At 53.8% G+C, this 15,233-nt stretch carries 17 protein-coding genes, 1 other RNA gene and 2 pseudogenes; 10 read left to right on the forward strand and 10 right to left on the reverse strand.

Annotation, left to right across the window (positions count from 1 at the left end):
- Positions 1–141, forward strand: a pseudogene (locus P3X23_RS05260) (photosystem II protein D2); the annotation flags it as partial.
- A gap of 74 nt (positions 142–215) precedes the next feature.
- On the opposite strand, the gene rfbC reads toward P3X23_RS05260, so the two are convergent.
- The 3 genes from rfbC to rfbB are packed head-to-tail and all read right to left on the reverse strand — an operon-like array spanning position 216 to position 2,720.
- Entirely contained in the window at positions 216–764 is a 549-nt protein-coding gene (gene rfbC, locus P3X23_RS05265) for a dTDP-4-dehydrorhamnose 3,5-epimerase (protein WP_300873852.1), read from the reverse strand.
- Positions 733–1,644 carry a glucose-1-phosphate thymidylyltransferase RfbA gene (rfbA, locus tag P3X23_RS05270; RefSeq protein ID WP_300873854.1) on the reverse strand — a complete coding sequence of 304 codons (912 nt, stop codon included), beginning with the start codon at positions 1,642–1,644 and terminating at the stop codon, positions 733–735. The genes rfbC and rfbA overlap by 32 nt, the downstream gene beginning before the upstream one ends.
- Positions 1,641–2,720 (reverse strand): dTDP-glucose 4,6-dehydratase, encoded by a 1,080-nt coding sequence (gene rfbB, locus P3X23_RS05275; protein ID WP_300873856.1) that lies wholly within the window; start codon positions 2,718–2,720, stop codon positions 1,641–1,643. The genes rfbA and rfbB overlap by 4 nt, the downstream gene beginning before the upstream one ends.
- A 214-nt stretch (positions 2,721–2,934) precedes the next feature.
- Between rfbB and P3X23_RS05280 the strand changes: the two genes are divergently transcribed.
- Positions 2,935–3,096, forward strand: coding sequence for a hypothetical protein (locus tag P3X23_RS05280; protein ID WP_300873858.1), 162 nt, complete (start codon positions 2,935–2,937; stop codon positions 3,094–3,096).
- Positions 3,097–3,141: 45 nt separating this feature from the next.
- On the opposite strand, the gene alr is transcribed toward P3X23_RS05280, so the two are convergent.
- Entirely contained in the window at positions 3,142–4,293 is a 1,152-nt protein-coding gene (gene alr / locus P3X23_RS05285) for an alanine racemase (protein WP_300873859.1), read from the reverse strand.
- A gap of 302 nt (positions 4,294–4,595) precedes the next feature.
- Here alr and murI point away from each other — a divergent pair, with 302 nt between their 5' ends.
- Together murI and P3X23_RS05295 are read left to right on the forward strand one after the other, a co-directional pair.
- Positions 4,596–5,489: a glutamate racemase gene (gene murI / locus P3X23_RS05290; protein WP_300873861.1), complete on the forward strand. Its 894-nt coding sequence runs from the start codon at positions 4,596–4,598 to the stop codon at positions 5,487–5,489.
- A gap of 76 nt (positions 5,490–5,565) precedes the next feature.
- Entirely contained in the window at positions 5,566–6,288 is a 723-nt protein-coding gene (locus P3X23_RS05295) for a Bax inhibitor-1 family protein (protein ID WP_300873863.1), read from the forward strand.
- Here P3X23_RS05295 and aroC read toward each other — a convergent pair.
- The 6 genes from aroC to rimI all read right to left on the reverse strand — a co-directional run bounded on the left by aroC (position 6,285) and on the right by rimI (position 11,048).
- Positions 6,285–7,376: a chorismate synthase gene (aroC, locus tag P3X23_RS05300; RefSeq protein WP_300873866.1), complete on the reverse strand. Its 1,092-nt coding sequence runs from the start codon at positions 7,374–7,376 to the stop codon at positions 6,285–6,287. The two genes, P3X23_RS05295 and aroC, sit on opposite strands and share 4 nt — an antisense overlap.
- A 14-nt stretch (positions 7,377–7,390) precedes the next feature.
- Positions 7,391–7,729 carry an iron-sulfur cluster assembly accessory protein gene (locus P3X23_RS05305; RefSeq protein ID WP_300873868.1) on the reverse strand — a complete coding sequence of 113 codons (339 nt, stop codon included), beginning with the start codon at positions 7,727–7,729 and terminating at the stop codon, positions 7,391–7,393.
- Positions 7,730–7,740: 11 nt separating this feature from the next.
- The gene (locus tag P3X23_RS05310; protein WP_300873870.1) at positions 7,741–8,679 is read right to left on the reverse strand and encodes a TIGR01777 family oxidoreductase; all 939 of its coding nucleotides are present in this window, start codon (positions 8,677–8,679) and stop codon (positions 7,741–7,743) included.
- A 6-nt stretch (positions 8,680–8,685) separates the two neighbouring features.
- Entirely contained in the window at positions 8,686–9,129 is a 444-nt protein-coding gene (locus P3X23_RS05315; RefSeq protein ID WP_300873872.1) for a ChuX/HutX family heme-like substrate-binding protein, read from the reverse strand.
- Between the two features lie 78 nt (positions 9,130–9,207).
- Positions 9,208–10,383 carry a transaldolase gene (locus tag P3X23_RS05320; protein ID WP_300873874.1) on the reverse strand — a complete coding sequence of 392 codons (1,176 nt, stop codon included), beginning with the start codon at positions 10,381–10,383 and terminating at the stop codon, positions 9,208–9,210.
- Positions 10,384–10,502: 119 nt separating this feature from the next.
- Entirely contained in the window at positions 10,503–11,048 is a 546-nt protein-coding gene (gene rimI, locus P3X23_RS05325; RefSeq protein WP_300873877.1) for a ribosomal protein S18-alanine N-acetyltransferase, read from the reverse strand.
- A 61-nt stretch (positions 11,049–11,109) separates the two neighbouring features.
- On the opposite strand from rimI, the gene P3X23_RS05330 reads away from it, so the two are divergent.
- From P3X23_RS05330 to P3X23_RS05355, 6 genes and pseudogenes are all read left to right on the forward strand, one after another.
- Positions 11,110–11,487, forward strand: a complete 378-nt coding sequence (locus tag P3X23_RS05330; protein ID WP_300873879.1) for a DUF2996 domain-containing protein — start codon at positions 11,110–11,112, stop codon at positions 11,485–11,487.
- Positions 11,488–11,493: 6 nt separating this feature from the next.
- Complete coding sequence (locus P3X23_RS05335; RefSeq protein WP_300873881.1) at positions 11,494–11,967, forward strand: peroxiredoxin; 474 nt, start codon at positions 11,494–11,496, stop codon at positions 11,965–11,967.
- 371 nt (positions 11,968–12,338) lie between these two features.
- Positions 12,339–12,703: RNase P RNA component class A (gene rnpB / locus P3X23_RS05340), an RNA gene on the forward strand.
- A 71-nt stretch (positions 12,704–12,774) separates the two neighbouring features.
- Positions 12,775–13,629 (forward strand): prephenate dehydratase, encoded by an 855-nt coding sequence (pheA, locus tag P3X23_RS05345; protein WP_300873884.1) that lies wholly within the window; start codon positions 12,775–12,777, stop codon positions 13,627–13,629.
- A 7-nt stretch (positions 13,630–13,636) separates the two neighbouring features.
- Entirely contained in the window at positions 13,637–14,728 is a 1,092-nt protein-coding gene (ald, locus tag P3X23_RS05350; protein WP_300873887.1) for an alanine dehydrogenase, read from the forward strand.
- 324 nt (positions 14,729–15,052) lie between these two features.
- Positions 15,053–15,233 (forward strand): annotated as a pseudogene (locus P3X23_RS05355) (IS4 family transposase); the annotation flags it as partial.

The following is a 15,233-nucleotide window of genomic DNA, read 5'->3' on the forward strand; positions in this document are numbered from 1 at the left end:
GAAGACCCTGAGTTTGAGACGTTCTACACGAAGAACCTGCTGTTGAATGAGGGCATCCGTGCTTGGATGGCGCCCCAAGACCAACCCCATGAAAACTTTGTCTTCCCAGAAGAGGTACTCCCCCGTGGTAACGCTCTCTAGGGAATAGAGGGAATTATTCTTCCCTGCAGATCCCTCTCCGATTGGGGAGGGATTTTTCATGGGGTGTTGCCAGCTCAGGGAAACAGGGGAAGCTCGTTAAAAGATTTACCGTGGGCGTCTTTAACAGAAAGGAGGGGTTCATCGTCAATTGGCCATCGAATGCCCACGGTTGGATCATTCCACAGCAGCGTATATTCGTCTTGGGGATTGTAGTAATCCGTTGTTTTGTAGAGTACCTGTGCTGCTGGCGATTTCACCCAAAACCCGTGGGCAAAGCCAGCAGGAATCCAGAGTTGCTGGAAGGTTTCAGCCCGCAGCCAAATCCCCACCCATTGACCACAGGTGGGCGAAGAGCGGCGTAAATCAACCGCTACATCGAAAATTTCTCCTTCCAAAACCCGAATGAGTTTGCCTTGGGGGTGCTGGTGCTGGTAGTGTAATCCCCGTAGAACCCCCTGCTGTGAGGCGGAGTGATTGTCTTGGATAAAGGTGATCTCTAAGCCTGTAGCTTCCCTAAAAGCTCGCTGGTTAAAGCTTTCTAAAAAAAAGCCGCGCTGATCACGAAAGACGGGGGGTTCTAAAAGGAGAACGTCAGGAATGGCCAGAGGCTGTACCTTGAGCATGAATACCTCCTGTGACTTCTGCCCACACCTGCAAGAGATATTGACCATAGCTACTTTTGCGCAGGGGTTGGGCAAGTTCATAAAGTTGCTCTGGAGTAATGTAACCCTGATGCAGGGCAATTTCTTCTAGGCAGGCAATTTTAACCCCTTGCCGTTCCTCTAGAGTGCGAATGAAGCTGCTGGCTTGTTGCAGCAGATCATGGGTACCTGTATCCAGCCACGCATAGCCACGTCCGAGCAATTCCACCCGCAGTTGTCCCTTTTTGAGGTAGAGGCAATTGAGGTCAGTGATTTCCAGTTCCCCCCGTGCCGACGGTTGCAGTTGAGCTGCTAGATCACACACTTGATGGTCATAAAAATAAATTCCCGGCACAGCATAGTTGGATTTGGGGACGGCTGGCTTTTCCTCGATACTGAGAACGCGACCGCTGGCATCAAACTCAATCACGCCGTACTGCTGCGGATTGGCCACCCGATAGCCGAAGATCATTGCCCCTTCCGTAAGTTGAGCTGCCCGTTGCAACTTCTCTACAAGATCATGGCCGTAGAGAAGATTATCCCCAAGGGTAAGGCACACAGGTTCCCCTTGCAAGAAATCGCGCCCCAAGATAAATGCTTCCGCCAAGCCATTGGGTTGGGGTTGCACGCAATAGCTGAGGGAAAGACCCCACTGCTGACCATCCCCTAGGAGCTTTTCAAAAAGATAGAGGTGCTCTGGTGTGGAAATAATGAGAATTTCCCGAATCCCCGCCAACATTAGAATTGAGAGGGGATAGTAAATCATCGGTTTGTCATAAATGGGCATGAGCTGTTTGCTGACTACCCGTGTTAGGGGGTAAAGGCGCATGCCGGATCCGCCGGCTAAGATAATTCCCTTCATAGGCAACGGGCGAGAACAGAACCATAGTTAGTTGCTAGCCAAGCGCTGTAGTTGGCGGTGCGAGCCGCCTCAACCCACTCTGGATGAGCCAGATACCACCGCACCGTTTTTTCTAGGCCACTGTTGAAAGTTTCTTGGGGCTGCCACCCCAATTCCCGCTGAACTTTGCGGGCATCGATGGCGTAGCGGCGATCGTGGCCAGGGCGATCGCTCACAAAGGTAATCAAGCTGCGGTAATTCAAATCAGACCGGGGCACGAGGATTTGCAGCAGATCACAGAGCGTGTGCACAACCTCAAGGTTAGGTTTTTCGCAATTGCCACCAATATTGTAGGTTTCACCCACCTGACCCTTTTGCCAGACGGTATAGACAGCGCGGCAGTGATCTTCAACGTAAAGCCAATCCCGCACATTTTGACCATCGCCATAAATGGGTAGCGGTTGCCCTGCCAAGGCTTGGCAGATCATCAGGGGAATCAGTTTTTCGGGAAACTGGTAGGGGCCATAGTTGTTGGAGCAATTCGTTGTGAGTGTCGGCAGGCCGTAGGTGTGGTGGTAGGCCCGCACAAGGTGATCAGAAGCTGCTTTTGAGGCGGCATAGGGACTATTAGGAGCATAGGGGGTGTCTTCTCGAAAGGGGGGATCTTTAGGGCCAAGGCTGCCATAGACTTCATCGGTGGAAATATGAATGAAGCGAAACTGCTCCTGTGCTTTCGTAGGTAACCGTTGCCAGTAGGTTTTGACTTCCTCTAGGAGATTCGCCGTCCCAACCACATTTGTTTGGATAAAGTCTTGGGGACTATTGATTGAGCGATCCACATGACTTTCGGCAGCAAAGTGAATCACAGCATCGGGCTGAAAGGTTTGTAATAGCTCTTGGACAAAGGGGCGATCGCCCACATCCCCCTTGGCAAATTGATAGTTGGGCAGTTGCGCCAACATAGCCAAGGTGCCGGGGTGACAGGCATAGGTCACTTTATCTAGGTTGAGTACTGCCCCCCAGCCTTCCGTAAGGGCTAAGCGCACAAAGTTAGCGCCAATAAAACCACCCCCACCCGTTACTAAAAACTTGATCATGGACACTGACATCTCTAGATTTTGGCTTGCATCATATCAGGAGTGAACGCCAATTTAAAATCCTCTGCGGCCTGAAGGCCGGGGCCTCCGGCGCAAGTGGATAATTTATGACAGCGGCGATCGCCCAAACAGAGCAAGGACTCAAGACAGGCGGTATTCCCATGGGTTTGGTTTTAGCGAGTCGGCGGGAAGTCCCGCGCTCTCCCGCAGGGGAATGTGGAGTGAACACTTTGCAGCGATATTTTGGGGTGAGCCCCAAACGTTTCTGGGGACACAGGAGTTCATGGCAGCCCACGGCGTTGAAGTGATTGACCTGAACTTGGAGCAATGCCAGCAGTTAATGCGGGACTTTCTTGCTCAGCATCCTCCCCTCTAGGTTGAGGACATTGGCAAGCTGGGTTCTCAGGGGGAATAAAATGTCCTAGGAGACAGGAATACGCGGCAGACGGTTCTTAAAACCACAGAGAATTTCCCAAGTAATCGTGCCGAGGGTGTCCGCCCACGTCTCCACAGTTAGGCAGTCTTCGCCGTCTTCACCTAGGAGTGTGACGACATCCCCTTCTTGCAACCCATCAAGGTCACTAACATCAATCATCAGTTGATCCATCGTAATTGCCCCCACTTGGCGAACCCGTTTTCCCCGCACTAGGACTTCAAGCTTATTGGAAAGAAGGCGCGGTACCCCATCGGCGTAGCCAATACCCACAACGGCAATTTTCATCGGTTTAGGGGCAATGAATTGGTGGCCATAGCTAATGCCCGTATGGGCGGGAATGTCTTTTAACAGGGTAATGCGCGATCGCACCTGCATCACCGGTCGCAGTGGCACCACCTCCCGTAAATGGGGAGCAGGATACACACCGTAGAGGCTCAAACCAATGCGCACCATATCATAGTGGCTGCTACGGTTGGCCAAAGTGGCTGCCGAATTGGCCATGTGACGCCGTACCGGCCCCAACCCAAGGCGGGCAAGGTCTTGACACACCTGCTCAAAATAGGCCTGCTGCTGCCACATTAAACTGGGGTCAGGATCATCGGCACTAGCAAAGTGGGAGTAAATGCCTTGGATCCGCAGGTGGGGTAACCGCTGCACAAATTGGACAAAACTCACTGCGTCCTGCCACGGACAGCCCAAGCGAGACATGCCCGTGTCAATCATCAAATGGACATCAAGGGGTTCCCGTAAATGATCGGCGTAATCAGAGAAAATCAGGGCTTGCTTGGGTGTAGAAAGGGTGGGCTGGAGTTGCCACTCGGCCATCATCTGCACCTGGACGGGCAAATTGACGGATCCCAAGACCAAAATTGGCGCTGTAATTCCCGCCTGCCGTAGAGCAATCCCTTCGGGAATCGTGGCCACTCCAAGCCAAGTCGCCCCGTGGGCTAAAACCGTCTGTGCCACCGTGAGCGCGCCATGACCATAGGCATCTGCTTTTACCACAGCTAAAAGTTCTGTGGTTGGTGCTAGCCACTGGCGAAGATGCTGGGTATTGGCTGCCAAGGCTGCTACATCAATTTCAATCCATGCGCGCTCACACTCATGGGAGCGGGTGAGCTGTTCCTGACTGAGCATTGTTTTTCCTATCCTCACACCATCAACTCCCCCGTAGAGGGTGACCAACCCTACGGCCACGGGTGTTCTGTGATTCAATGTATAGCACTCTATGTTCAGTGTTGGCGTCAATATTCGCTTCTTGGCAAAACCTGCTAGAGTGGCACTACAGCCCTTTTCTAAGACATTAGAGTCCATCAAAGGGATGCCTTGCTTCCCCATAGTGGCTCTCACAGTTTTGAGCGTGTTCCATCCTAGATTGGCTGTGGTTGCCTTCTTGAATAGGGCAATGTCATTTTTGTCGGTGTGAGGTTGAGGTTCGAGTGGACAACTGGCACAAGACATCCCTAGGGCTAAATCCTCTGGGAGCAATTGGTGTGTTTGACAGTGGGGTGGGCGGCTTAACGGTTCTACGGGCGCTGCAAAGGCTTTTACCCCAAGAGGCTTTTCTTTACTTTGGGGATACCGCACGGCTACCCTATGGCACTCGCCGCCGCAGTGAAATTCTCCAGTACGTGCGAGAAATTCTAACGTGGATGCACAGCCGGGGAATCAAGATGGCGGTGATGGCCTGCAACACCAGTTCAGCCCTGGCCTTGGCTCAAGTACGCAGGGAATTTCCCTTTCCCATTCTTGGTCTGATTATGCCCGCGGCGAGGATGGCGGTTATGCTGGGAGAGCGCATTGGGGTGATTGCCACCCCCGCAACCGTCAAAAGCGGTGCCTATGCGCGGGCGCTTCGGGAACTCTCGCCAACAGTGGCGATCGCCCAAGTGGCTTGCCCTGAGTTTGTTCCCCTTGTGGAAAGTAACTGCCTCCATGGCGATCGCGTCCATCGCATTGTGCAGCAGACCTTAGCTCCCTTGACTGACTTTGACCCCGATACTCTCATCTACGGTTGCACCCACTACCCCCACCTGCGCCATGTGATCGAGCAGTACTTGCCCACAAACGTTCATCACCTTGATCCTGCCCATGCCGTGGCCCGTGCCACAGTGCGCAAATTAGAGGCTATGAATTTGGCCACTCCTTGTCCCCAAGGCCAAGTGCAATTCTATGTCAGTGGGAAACCCGAACACTTTGCTTGCTTGGCCAGCCAATGGCTGGGATACTCGCCCACGGTGGAACATTTGCCCTTGAGTCTGTTAACTCAGCTTCATCTGCCGTTGGAGAAAACCGCCCTTGAGCCGGAGATCTCCGTGGTTGCCGCCAGTTAGGCACCCTAGGGAATTTTGGCACAATAGAACTATGCCGTGTGGCTTTGTTTCTATTCACCACCCTTGGAGGATTCCCGTGAGTAGTACCAGTAACTTTCAAGAGGCGATTCGTGAGGCGCGCAGTCATGGAATCGTCGGTCCCAATGTCATTCGCAATGCCCTGCCCTTTGTGGGAGGCGGCCTTCTGCTGACGGCGGTGGGCAGTTGGGGCGGTCTGGGTGTGCTTGCTACTGCGCCCCAGCTGTTTATGCCCACGTTTGTTGTGGCTATCATTGCTGAACTTGTACTCTTTTTTGTTGCGCAGGGAGCCACTCGCAAAGGGAATAATGGGTTGGCTCTGCCCCTACTGGCCACCTACAGCTTGCTATCGGGCTATACCCTCGCCGGATTAATTTATGTTGCCCTCAGTACCGTGGGCATTATGGGCATTGTCCTTGCCGCCGCAGGCTGTGGCATCACGTTTATGGCTGCTAGTCCCATTGGCTCCAATCTCTCGGAGCGCGATGGCTTTGCCTTGGCCAAGACGGTACAACTGGGCATTATTGCGCTTTTGGTGGTCTTGGTTCTCCAGTTAATTTTTAGTTTCTTTGGCGTGTTTACGCCCACGTTCCTTGAGATTGCCATCTCTGGGGTTGGCGTGGTGCTCTTTGTAGGGGCTGCGGTGGTGGACTTCTTTGTCCTACCGCGGACGTACCGCGATGATCAGTATCTCTCTGCTGCTCTTTCGATGTACCTGACCTACATCAACCTGTTTATCTTTATCCTGCGGTTACTGATTGCTCTCAATCGAGAACGCTAAAACAGCAGGTGACACTGGGCATGATCCCGTAGCAGATGGTCACAGAGAACCAAAGCCACCATTGCTTCGACCATGGGCACCGCTCGCGGTAAGACACAGGGATCATGCCGCCCCTTTGCTGCTAAGACTGTTTCTTCGCCCGCTTGGTTCACAGTTTTTTGAGCCTGACCAATGGTGGCAGTGGGTTTAAAGGCCACCCGCAAAATAATGTTTTCACCATTGGAAATCCCCCCCTGAACTCCCCCGGAACGATTGGTGCGGGTGCGAATTCGTCCCTGTTCATCGGCGTAAAATTCGTCGTTGTGCTCTTGACCCGTGAGCAGGGTTCCCGCAAAGCCAGAGCCAATTTCAAAGCCCTTGCTAGCGGGCAGCGACATGACCCCCTTGGCCAAATCTGCTTCTAGCTTGTCAAAGACGGGGGAGCCTAGACCGATAGGCACGTTGCGAACCACACACTCAATGACGCCGCCAATGGAGTTTGCCTGCCGCCGAATTTCATCCACTAGGGCAATCATCTTTTCGGCAGTAACGGCATCGGGACAGCGCATGATATTGGCCTCAACGGCAACGGCTTCTACGGTATCGGGATCAACTACGGCTTCAATGTCCTTGACCCGCTTGACGTAGGCAATGATTTCAGTGCCAGCGACTTGAGCTAGAATTTTGCGGGCGATCGCCCCGGCGGCTACCCGGCCAATTGTTTCCCGCGCTGAGGAACGCCCACCCCCTTGCCAATTGCGAATCCCGTACTTGCCGTCATAGGTGGCATCGGCGTGGGAAGGACGATAGACCTGTGCCATTTCGGCATAATCTTCAGGGCGGGTATCCTTATTGCGCACCAAAATGGCAATGGGGGTACCGAGGGTTTTACCCTCAAAGACCCCAGAGAGAATTTCACAGCGATCGCTCTCTTGGCGAGGGGTAGTCAGGCGACTTTGGCCGGGGCGGCGGCGATCCAGTTCCTTTTGAATATCCGCCTCCGATAGCTCTAAGCGGGGCGGGCAGCCATCCACCACTACCCCCACACCGCCCCCGTGGGATTCCCCAAACGTGGTGACGCGAAATAGATGCCCAAACGTATTCCCCATAGTGATCCTAAAATCTACGATGCGCTCACCCGAAAGGCCATGCCACAGCCACAGGTTTGACTAGCATTGGGGTTGTGGAAGCGAAAAGCCCCCCCCATTAAGTCTTCAATGTAATCTACGCGCAAACCCCGTAAAAGATCAGCAGCGTCAGCAGCGATCGCGATCGTCCAGCCCTGGGACTCGGTGAGGAAATCCGTCGGCTCGGGTTCGGCCACAAGGGCAAGATCATAGCGCCAATCACCGCACTCACTGGGTTGCACCTGAATCCGCAGAATTGCTGTCCGGCCTCGATTCATGCCGTGGGCTTGGAGACGTTCCAACTCTTGAAGGGCTGCGGGGGTCAATTCCACCATTTTGAACAAAACTAGCGGGAATCACCAGTATATCGTGGTTTGAGGAGGTTAGTTAGAGCTGCTTTGGCGTTGGGGTAATCAAATTGAAATCCCGTCGCCAGCGTACGCTCCGGCAAAACCCGTTGCCCCTTGAGCACCACATCGGCGCCTTCCCCAAGCAGGAGTTGAAGGGCGGGGGCGGGCACCGGCAACCACGAGGGGCGTTGCATCACCTCTGCTAAAACACGGCAAAAGTCCGCCATCGTCAGCGGCTCTGGGGCGGTGGCATTGTAAACGCCCTGCATTTTTGATTCATCCACGGCTGTGAGAATGAGGCGCACCAAGTCCTGCTGATGAATCCAGGAAAACCACTGCTGACCCGATCCAAGAGGCCCTCCTAGGTACAGCTGAAAGGGCAACAGGAGCTTGGCCAGTGCTCCCTGCTTCCCCAAGACAATGCCAAAACGGAGGATCACCAAGCGCACCCCTAAGTCTGTCACTCCTTGGGCAGCTGCTTCCCAGTCCACACAGACCTTGGCCAGAAAATCATTGCCAGCGGCATGGGTTTCGACAAATGTTTCTGTCTCACTGGTGCCGTAGTAGCCAATGGCAGAGGTGGATACCAATACCTGCGGCCGCTGTTGACATTGGGCGATCGCCTGCACCAACTGCTGTGTCCCCACCACGCGACTGGCGTAGATTTCTTGCTTGCGCTGCGCTGTCCAACGACCATTGGCCAAGGGTTCACCGGCTAGGTTAATTACTGCATCTGCGCCCTCTAGGGCAGCAAACCAGTCACCTGCTGCTTTTGGGGTATAGCCAATGCACTCCACACGGGAAAGGCTCGCCAATTGTTTAGCCGCTTTTGCAGGGGAGCGCACCAAAGCAACGACTTGATCGCCGCGATCGCTCAACGCTTTGACCACCTGCTGGCCGACAAAGCCAGTGGCACCAGTAACAACAACCTTCATAGATCACTAGCCATGGGTTACGTTGGATGTCTTTGTCTCCAAAGCTGCCACCAGCGGTTGCCACTCGGTGCCGTAGCGTTCCCGCAGAGCCTGCCAAGCGGCCACTTGACCTGCGGCGTATTCACCGGGTTTGCCCCACTGCAAAAAGGCGCTGAGGACAGACTTTTCATTGCCATCGAGAAAGCGAATGGCGTAGGTGGGAAAATTGCCCCGCTTCGCCTGACCCTCCTCAAAGCGGATTTTGGCCACCTGATCCATATTCAGGTGAAACTCAAAGTCCTCTGTGTGCATGTTGGCATAGCGCCCCTTGGGCAGTTCAGCATAAAAGACCTTGTGGAGGGGCGATCGCACCTCCAGAACTGCAACATCATTGGTAACGACAAGGCGCAGTAGCCCCAGTTGCTCGCAGTCACTGAGGAATTGCTGAAAGGAAAGAGAAGTCTCGGACATTGTTGGTGGATCAGCAATGAACGCTTCTTCCACTGTGGCGTACAGCGGATGCCGATGCAAGCCTGCCGCGTTTGCGCTCTATTTCGCCTTGGCCAAGTGCAGCACAACCCCCAGACCCGCACCCATATCCTCTGGAGTGACCTTACCATCGTGATTGGCATCGAGGGCATCAAACACGGCATCGGTTCCCAGCCATTCTTCGCGGGTAATGATGCCATCGCCATCGAGGTCATAGACATGGAAGAGTTCTTCTGCCGCATGGGTGAGGATTTCAGCGCCTTCAAGACGGGCTAGTCGCTGCGTCAGCAGATCCTCAAGGGTCTCCAGTGCCTTAGTAAAGCCCTTAATACCCTCCTCTAGTTTTTCACTGGCCATCTCGTCGGCGGCATGCATCTGGCGGAAGGTGGCTTCATCCATAGAGACCCTTTCAATGTCAAGGGTGGCAGCAATCGCCGGGTCTAGCTTACGCTTTAGCTCACCACTGGTATTTTGCAGCTCTTGCAAAAGCGCGGGTGAAATTGTCAGCAGATCACAGCCCGCCAGTTCAATAATTTCGCCAATGTTACGGAAGCTGGCACCCATGACTTCGGTGGGATAGCCAAATTTCTTGTAGTAATTGTAGATTTTGGTAACGGACATCACCCCCGGATCCTCAGGCCCAGGGTACTCGGCGCGACCCGTTTTTTTCTTGTACCAGTCAAGGATACGACCGACAAAGGGGGAAATTAAGGTCACGCCCGCCTCGGCACAGGCGATCGCTTGGTGAAAGCCAAACAGCAGCGTTAAATTGCAGTGAATGCCCTCTTTTTCGAGAATTTCGGCAGCGCGGATACCTTCCCAAGTCGAAGCAATTTTAATTAGAACGCGATCGCGCCCTACCCCTGCAGCTTCGTATTGGCCAATTAAGTCCCGCGCCTTTTGCACTGTGGCTGCTGTATCGTAGGAGAGTCGTGCATCCACTTCCGTTGAGACCCGACCGGGGATAATCTGCAAAATTTGCAGGCCAAAGGCCACCGCCAAGCGGTCCACCGCTAGGGAGACAATCTCACGGGGAGTGGCACCAGACCCCAAATCCGCCTTGGCTTTGCGCAGGGTTTCATTCACAATGGGCTGGTACTCCTTCATTTGGGCAGCGGCCGTAATCAACGAGGGATTCGTGGTGGCATCGCGGGGGGTAAATTTTTTGATGGCGAGGATGTCTCCCGTATCAGCGACCACGACTGTCATTTGTCGCAACTGTTCCAGCAAGTTCATGAGACAGGTCTCCCAAACGTGTCCCTTTCATTATCCTTCGCCAGCCCAAGGGTCGGGGAAAGCAGCGTAACAAAGCGCAATATCTCCCTTTTTGGCTATCTAGGTGTAATCAGGTGTAATCAATAACTGCAATCAACGAGTGACCAGCCTTGCACTTCAACCCGCGATCGCCAGTACTGCCACTGCCGTTGCAGTTCTTGAGCCGTTTGCGGCGTATTGAGGTGATTGCGCCAAAGAATTAGGGCATCCTCTTCGGGATTCTGGTAGTAACGGGGACGCCGCCCCACCAGTTCAAAGCCAAAGTGCTGATAGAGCCGTTGCGCAGGTTCATTGCTGGCCCTTACTTCCAAAGTTGCCCACTGGCGATCGCCCCCCCGATGTCCCAATTGCAATAGCCGACACAGCAGTAACCCGCCTATCCCCCGCCGTCGGTACTGCGGATGCACCATTAACAGCACAAGGTGCAATTCATCGGCAATGCCCCAGCTCACACCACATCCCCACACCTGCTCAGGGCTGGCCACCACCAACAGCGTATGCTGCGGATTTTCTAATTCGCGGGTGTATTCTTGGTAGGACCAAAAGCCCCCCAAACACACCTGATCTAAGTGAACGATGCCATTCAGATCCGTAATCGTTGGGCGTCGTAATTCTAATTGCCCCATCGCCATTGCCTGCAAGGGAGAGTGCTATCATGCAGAGGAAATAGTACCGTGTCGCAGCGCTATGGCAGAAGAAACCCCCACTAAACCCGCCAAAAAGGAAAAGCCCCCTGCCGTTGAAGATAAACCTTTTGCTGAATTTATTAACGAAGCCTTTTTACCCGCTCTTGAGAAAGCCCTCAGCAGCAAAGTAGGGGAAGTCGCCCTACGCCTAGAGGAAAATACCGTGATTGGTGAGTGGGGCAAGGGAATGTATCAGTTTCGCCTCTACTTCCTAGAGGGGGATATCCAAGGGGCAAAGGCCTTTGTTTGCAGCAGTGGCGGTATTGCCCCCAGCACAATTGAGCCATTTTTGGGGGACGAGCGCAAGGTGACACTGGATTTATTGGTCTTTGGCGTGATGCAGCGCCTGAATGGCCAAAAGTGGTTGGGAGGGAATTAGTCCAAGATGGGAACCGCAATTCAAGTGGGCGATCGCGCCCCGGATTTTGAACTGGTGGCCGCCGATGGCCGCAAAGTCAAACTTTCGGATTTTCGTGGCAGCAAAAACATTGTCCTCTACTTTTATCCCGCCTCAGAAACGCCGGGCTGCACGATTCAAGCCTGTGCTTTTCGCGATGCCTACAATGCTTTCCAAGAACTGGGGGCTGAAGTGATTGGCATCAGTGGCGACCCCGTGGAGCGACAGCAGGGCTTCCAAAAGAACCACCAATTGCCTTTTCTTGTCCTCAGTGATCCGGGCAATAAAGTTCGCCAACAGTATGGCGCCTCTTCCCTCTTTGGCCTTCTTCCCGGACGGATCACCTATGTTATTGACAAGGAGGGCGTGGTGCGCCACGTGTTTGACTCCATGCTCAATTTCAAAGCCCATGTGGATGAAGCGCTGAAGATGTTGCGCCAGTTGGCCAGTACCACCACTTAAAACAAGAGGAGCGATCGCAACTAGAGCCACATTCACATCGCAGTCGTCAATCCTCCCCCAAGCGGGGCACATCTCCTTGCGCAGGCTCTGAAGCTCAATGGACAACTCCAACCTGGCTAAAACTACCGCTGGACATCGACACTGCTAGGGAGTGCCGATACCGCTGATCGCTGCGCCTTTATCTCTGTTAGTGGCGTGATTTTGCGAGTGCAGGGGGCAACGGATTTGATACGGACTTATCAATTCAAGATAAGGGTGCGGGCATCGCCTTGGAGCAGCGGTTGATGCAGGCCTTTGGGACGAAACCTTGGCGATTTTGGCCGAGCTACAAGGGAATATTGCCCAAGCGCCCCTAGTACAATAAAACAGAATGAGTTAGCGCGGTGGTTGCGGGAGTCTTCCACTCCTGAGGAAAGTCCGGGCTTCCGAAAGACCAAGCTTGCTGGGTAACGCCCAGTGCGGGTGACCGCGAGGATAGTGCCACAGAAATATACCGCCGATGGAGGGAAACCTCACAGGCAAGGGTGCAACGGTGCGGTAAGAGCGCACCAGCAACACCGAGAGGTGTTGGCTCGGTAAACCCCGGCTGGAAGCAAGGCGTGCTAGCGCTAAGGAACCAGGGTTGGTCTTTTTCCCAGTTCTTTGCTAGCCAGAGCCGCTAGAGGCACTTGGTAACAAGTGTCCCAGATAGATAACCACCCTTTGAACAGAACCCGGCTTACGTCTAACTCATTCATTCTCATTCATTTTGAAAATCCCTTGTGAGGATGTGCCCTTGAGTCTTTGCCCCCCCTGTTTGGATCGTCTATGGTGAAGCTGGGTTATCTTGGCCCAGTGGGCACCTACAGTGAAGAAGCCGCTCAAAGCTACGCCCAATGGCACCAACAGCAGGGCAAACCCCTGACACTGATTCCCTTGACGACGATCGCTGGCTGCTTGGAGGCGTTGGCCGCCGGAGAATTGGATTTGGCTCTAGTACCCAGTGAAAATTCCGTTGAGGGCAGTGTCAACATTACCCTCGATTCCCTGTGGCGACTGGATACCCTCCACATTCAGCACGCCTTTATCCGTCCCGTTGTCCACGCCTTTATTGCCCAAACAACAGATTTGGCGCAAGTTCAAGCGGTCTATTCCCATCCCCAAGCCCTTGGCCAGTGCCAGCGCTGGTTGCAAGCCCATCTTCCCCATGCTCACCAGTGCCCCGTTACTTCTACTGCCGAAGGGCTGCGCTATGTAGCCCAGTCGGATCGGGTGGGGGCAATTGCTTCGGTGCGGGCAGCCCAACTGCACCAACTGCCCATTGTGGCGACAGAAATTCAGGATATTGCCGACAACTGCACCCGCTTTTGGGTTGTCAGTCGCCAACAGGGGGAAGGCTGGCCCAAGGAGGGGGATACCCACACCTCGATTGCCTTTAGCCTCAAGGCCAATGCGCCGGGAGCCTTGCTAAAGGTGCTGCAACTGTTTAGCGATCGCCAGATTAACCTCAGCCGCATTGAGTCTCGCCCCAGCAAGCGGGCCTTGGGGGACTATCTCTTCTTTGTGGATTTGGAAATTCATCAGCGGCCGGCAGTGGTCAGCGACTGTCTTTGCGCCCTCAAGGAAGCAACAGATATTCTAAAGGTATTTGGCAGTTACCAATTTTTAGACCTCGGAGCATAAGGTATCCATGCGTATTGGCATTCCCAAGGAAATTAAAGATCAAGAATCGCGGGTGGGGTTGACTCCCGCCGCAGTCCGCCGCTTGCGAGAGCGCGGTCACGAGATTCGCATTGAGTCTGATGCAGGCGAAAGTGCTGGCTTTAAAAACATTGACTACTGCGCCGCAGGAGCACAAATTGTCAAGACGGCAGCAGAAGCATGGGATGCCGATTTGGTCATTAAGGTCAAAGAACCCCTGCCCGCGGAATATGGCTACCTCCGCCGCGGCCAACTCCTGTTTACTTATCTACACCTTGCCGCCAGTCGGGAGTTGACGGTGGCGCTCATGCAGTCGGGGGTAACCGCCATTGCCTACGAAGCGGTGGAGGAAACCCAAAATGGCCAGCGCTATTTTCCTCTTTTAACGCCCATGAGCAAAATTGCGGGACGGCTGGCAGTGCAGTTTGGTGCTCACTTCCTAGAGCGACCTGCCGGCGGACGAGGAGTGCTCTTAGGAGGCATTCCGGGGGTAGCGCCGGGGCGAGTCTTGGTCTTAGGTGCAGGCGTGGTGGGCACAGAAGCAGTGCGCATGGCGGTGGGACTGGGGGCGCGCGTCAGTGTGGTGGATATCAATGTGGAGCGGCTCCACTATTTGGAGACACTCTTTGGCGCCCGCGTTGAGTATTTGTACAGCACGCCCGATGTGATTGACGATTTGGTGCCCCTCAGCGATTTAGTCATTGGCGCTGTTTTGGTGCCCGGCCGGCGGCCTCCCTGCTTAGTAAAAGAGGGGGCAGTCTCAGATATGCCCCTCGGAGCAGTGATTGTGGATGTCACTGTGGATCAGGGGGGGTGCGTGGAAACCATGCGGCTCACTACCCACGCCAAGCCAACCTACAGCGCCTGCGGGGTTATTCACTGCGGCGTGCCTAATCTGCCAGCGGCGGTGCCCCGCACTGCGACCCAAGCCCTCACGAACAGCACGCTGCCCTATATCCTTGCCCTAGCCGACGCTGGCGATCGCGCCCTTGAGGTCATCCCTGCCCTAGCAAAAGGCCTCGTTATCAAGGATTACCAACTGGTTCATCCCGACGTGCGCGCTGTCTTTCCAGACCTTTAGGGAATGTTGCAAGCACCTTCGGAGAAAAATATTCTCCCATCTCAGCAATTTTGCCAAAGCTAGATAGAGTCAAGCTTTGGGGAATTTTTAACAGATTTAGAGGTGCTTGCATTTGCCTGAAAGTCACTTCTGGAGAGCATTTAACACCTCCGACAGCTGGGGATATAAAAATTTTACTAAAGGTTTTTCCCTTGCCTTTGCAACTCTCCTATTTTGAACTTACAACTGTTGTTCAAAATTTCACTGACGCATCTTCTTGACCCCAGCTTGAACAGCAGGAGAGCCTTATTTTATCGCTTAAATCGGTCAAGAGTACAGGTGGACATGTCCACCTTTTCCAAAGGTAACAAAACAAGAAAGACAAAGTGCTTTGCCAAAATTGACAAAGACTTAATCTCAAAAGTAAAACGGAAGCATAGCAGCTCAGGGAGAGTTGCTTTTCCTGTAGATTTTACAGTGATAACGTTAACCAGTAAGCTGCTGTGTCAAGAGGGATATCATCAAG

This window comes from Thermosynechococcus sp. Uc, from assembly GCF_029335995.1.
Classification (GTDB): Bacteria; Cyanobacteriota; Cyanobacteriia; order Thermosynechococcales; family Thermosynechococcaceae; genus Thermosynechococcus.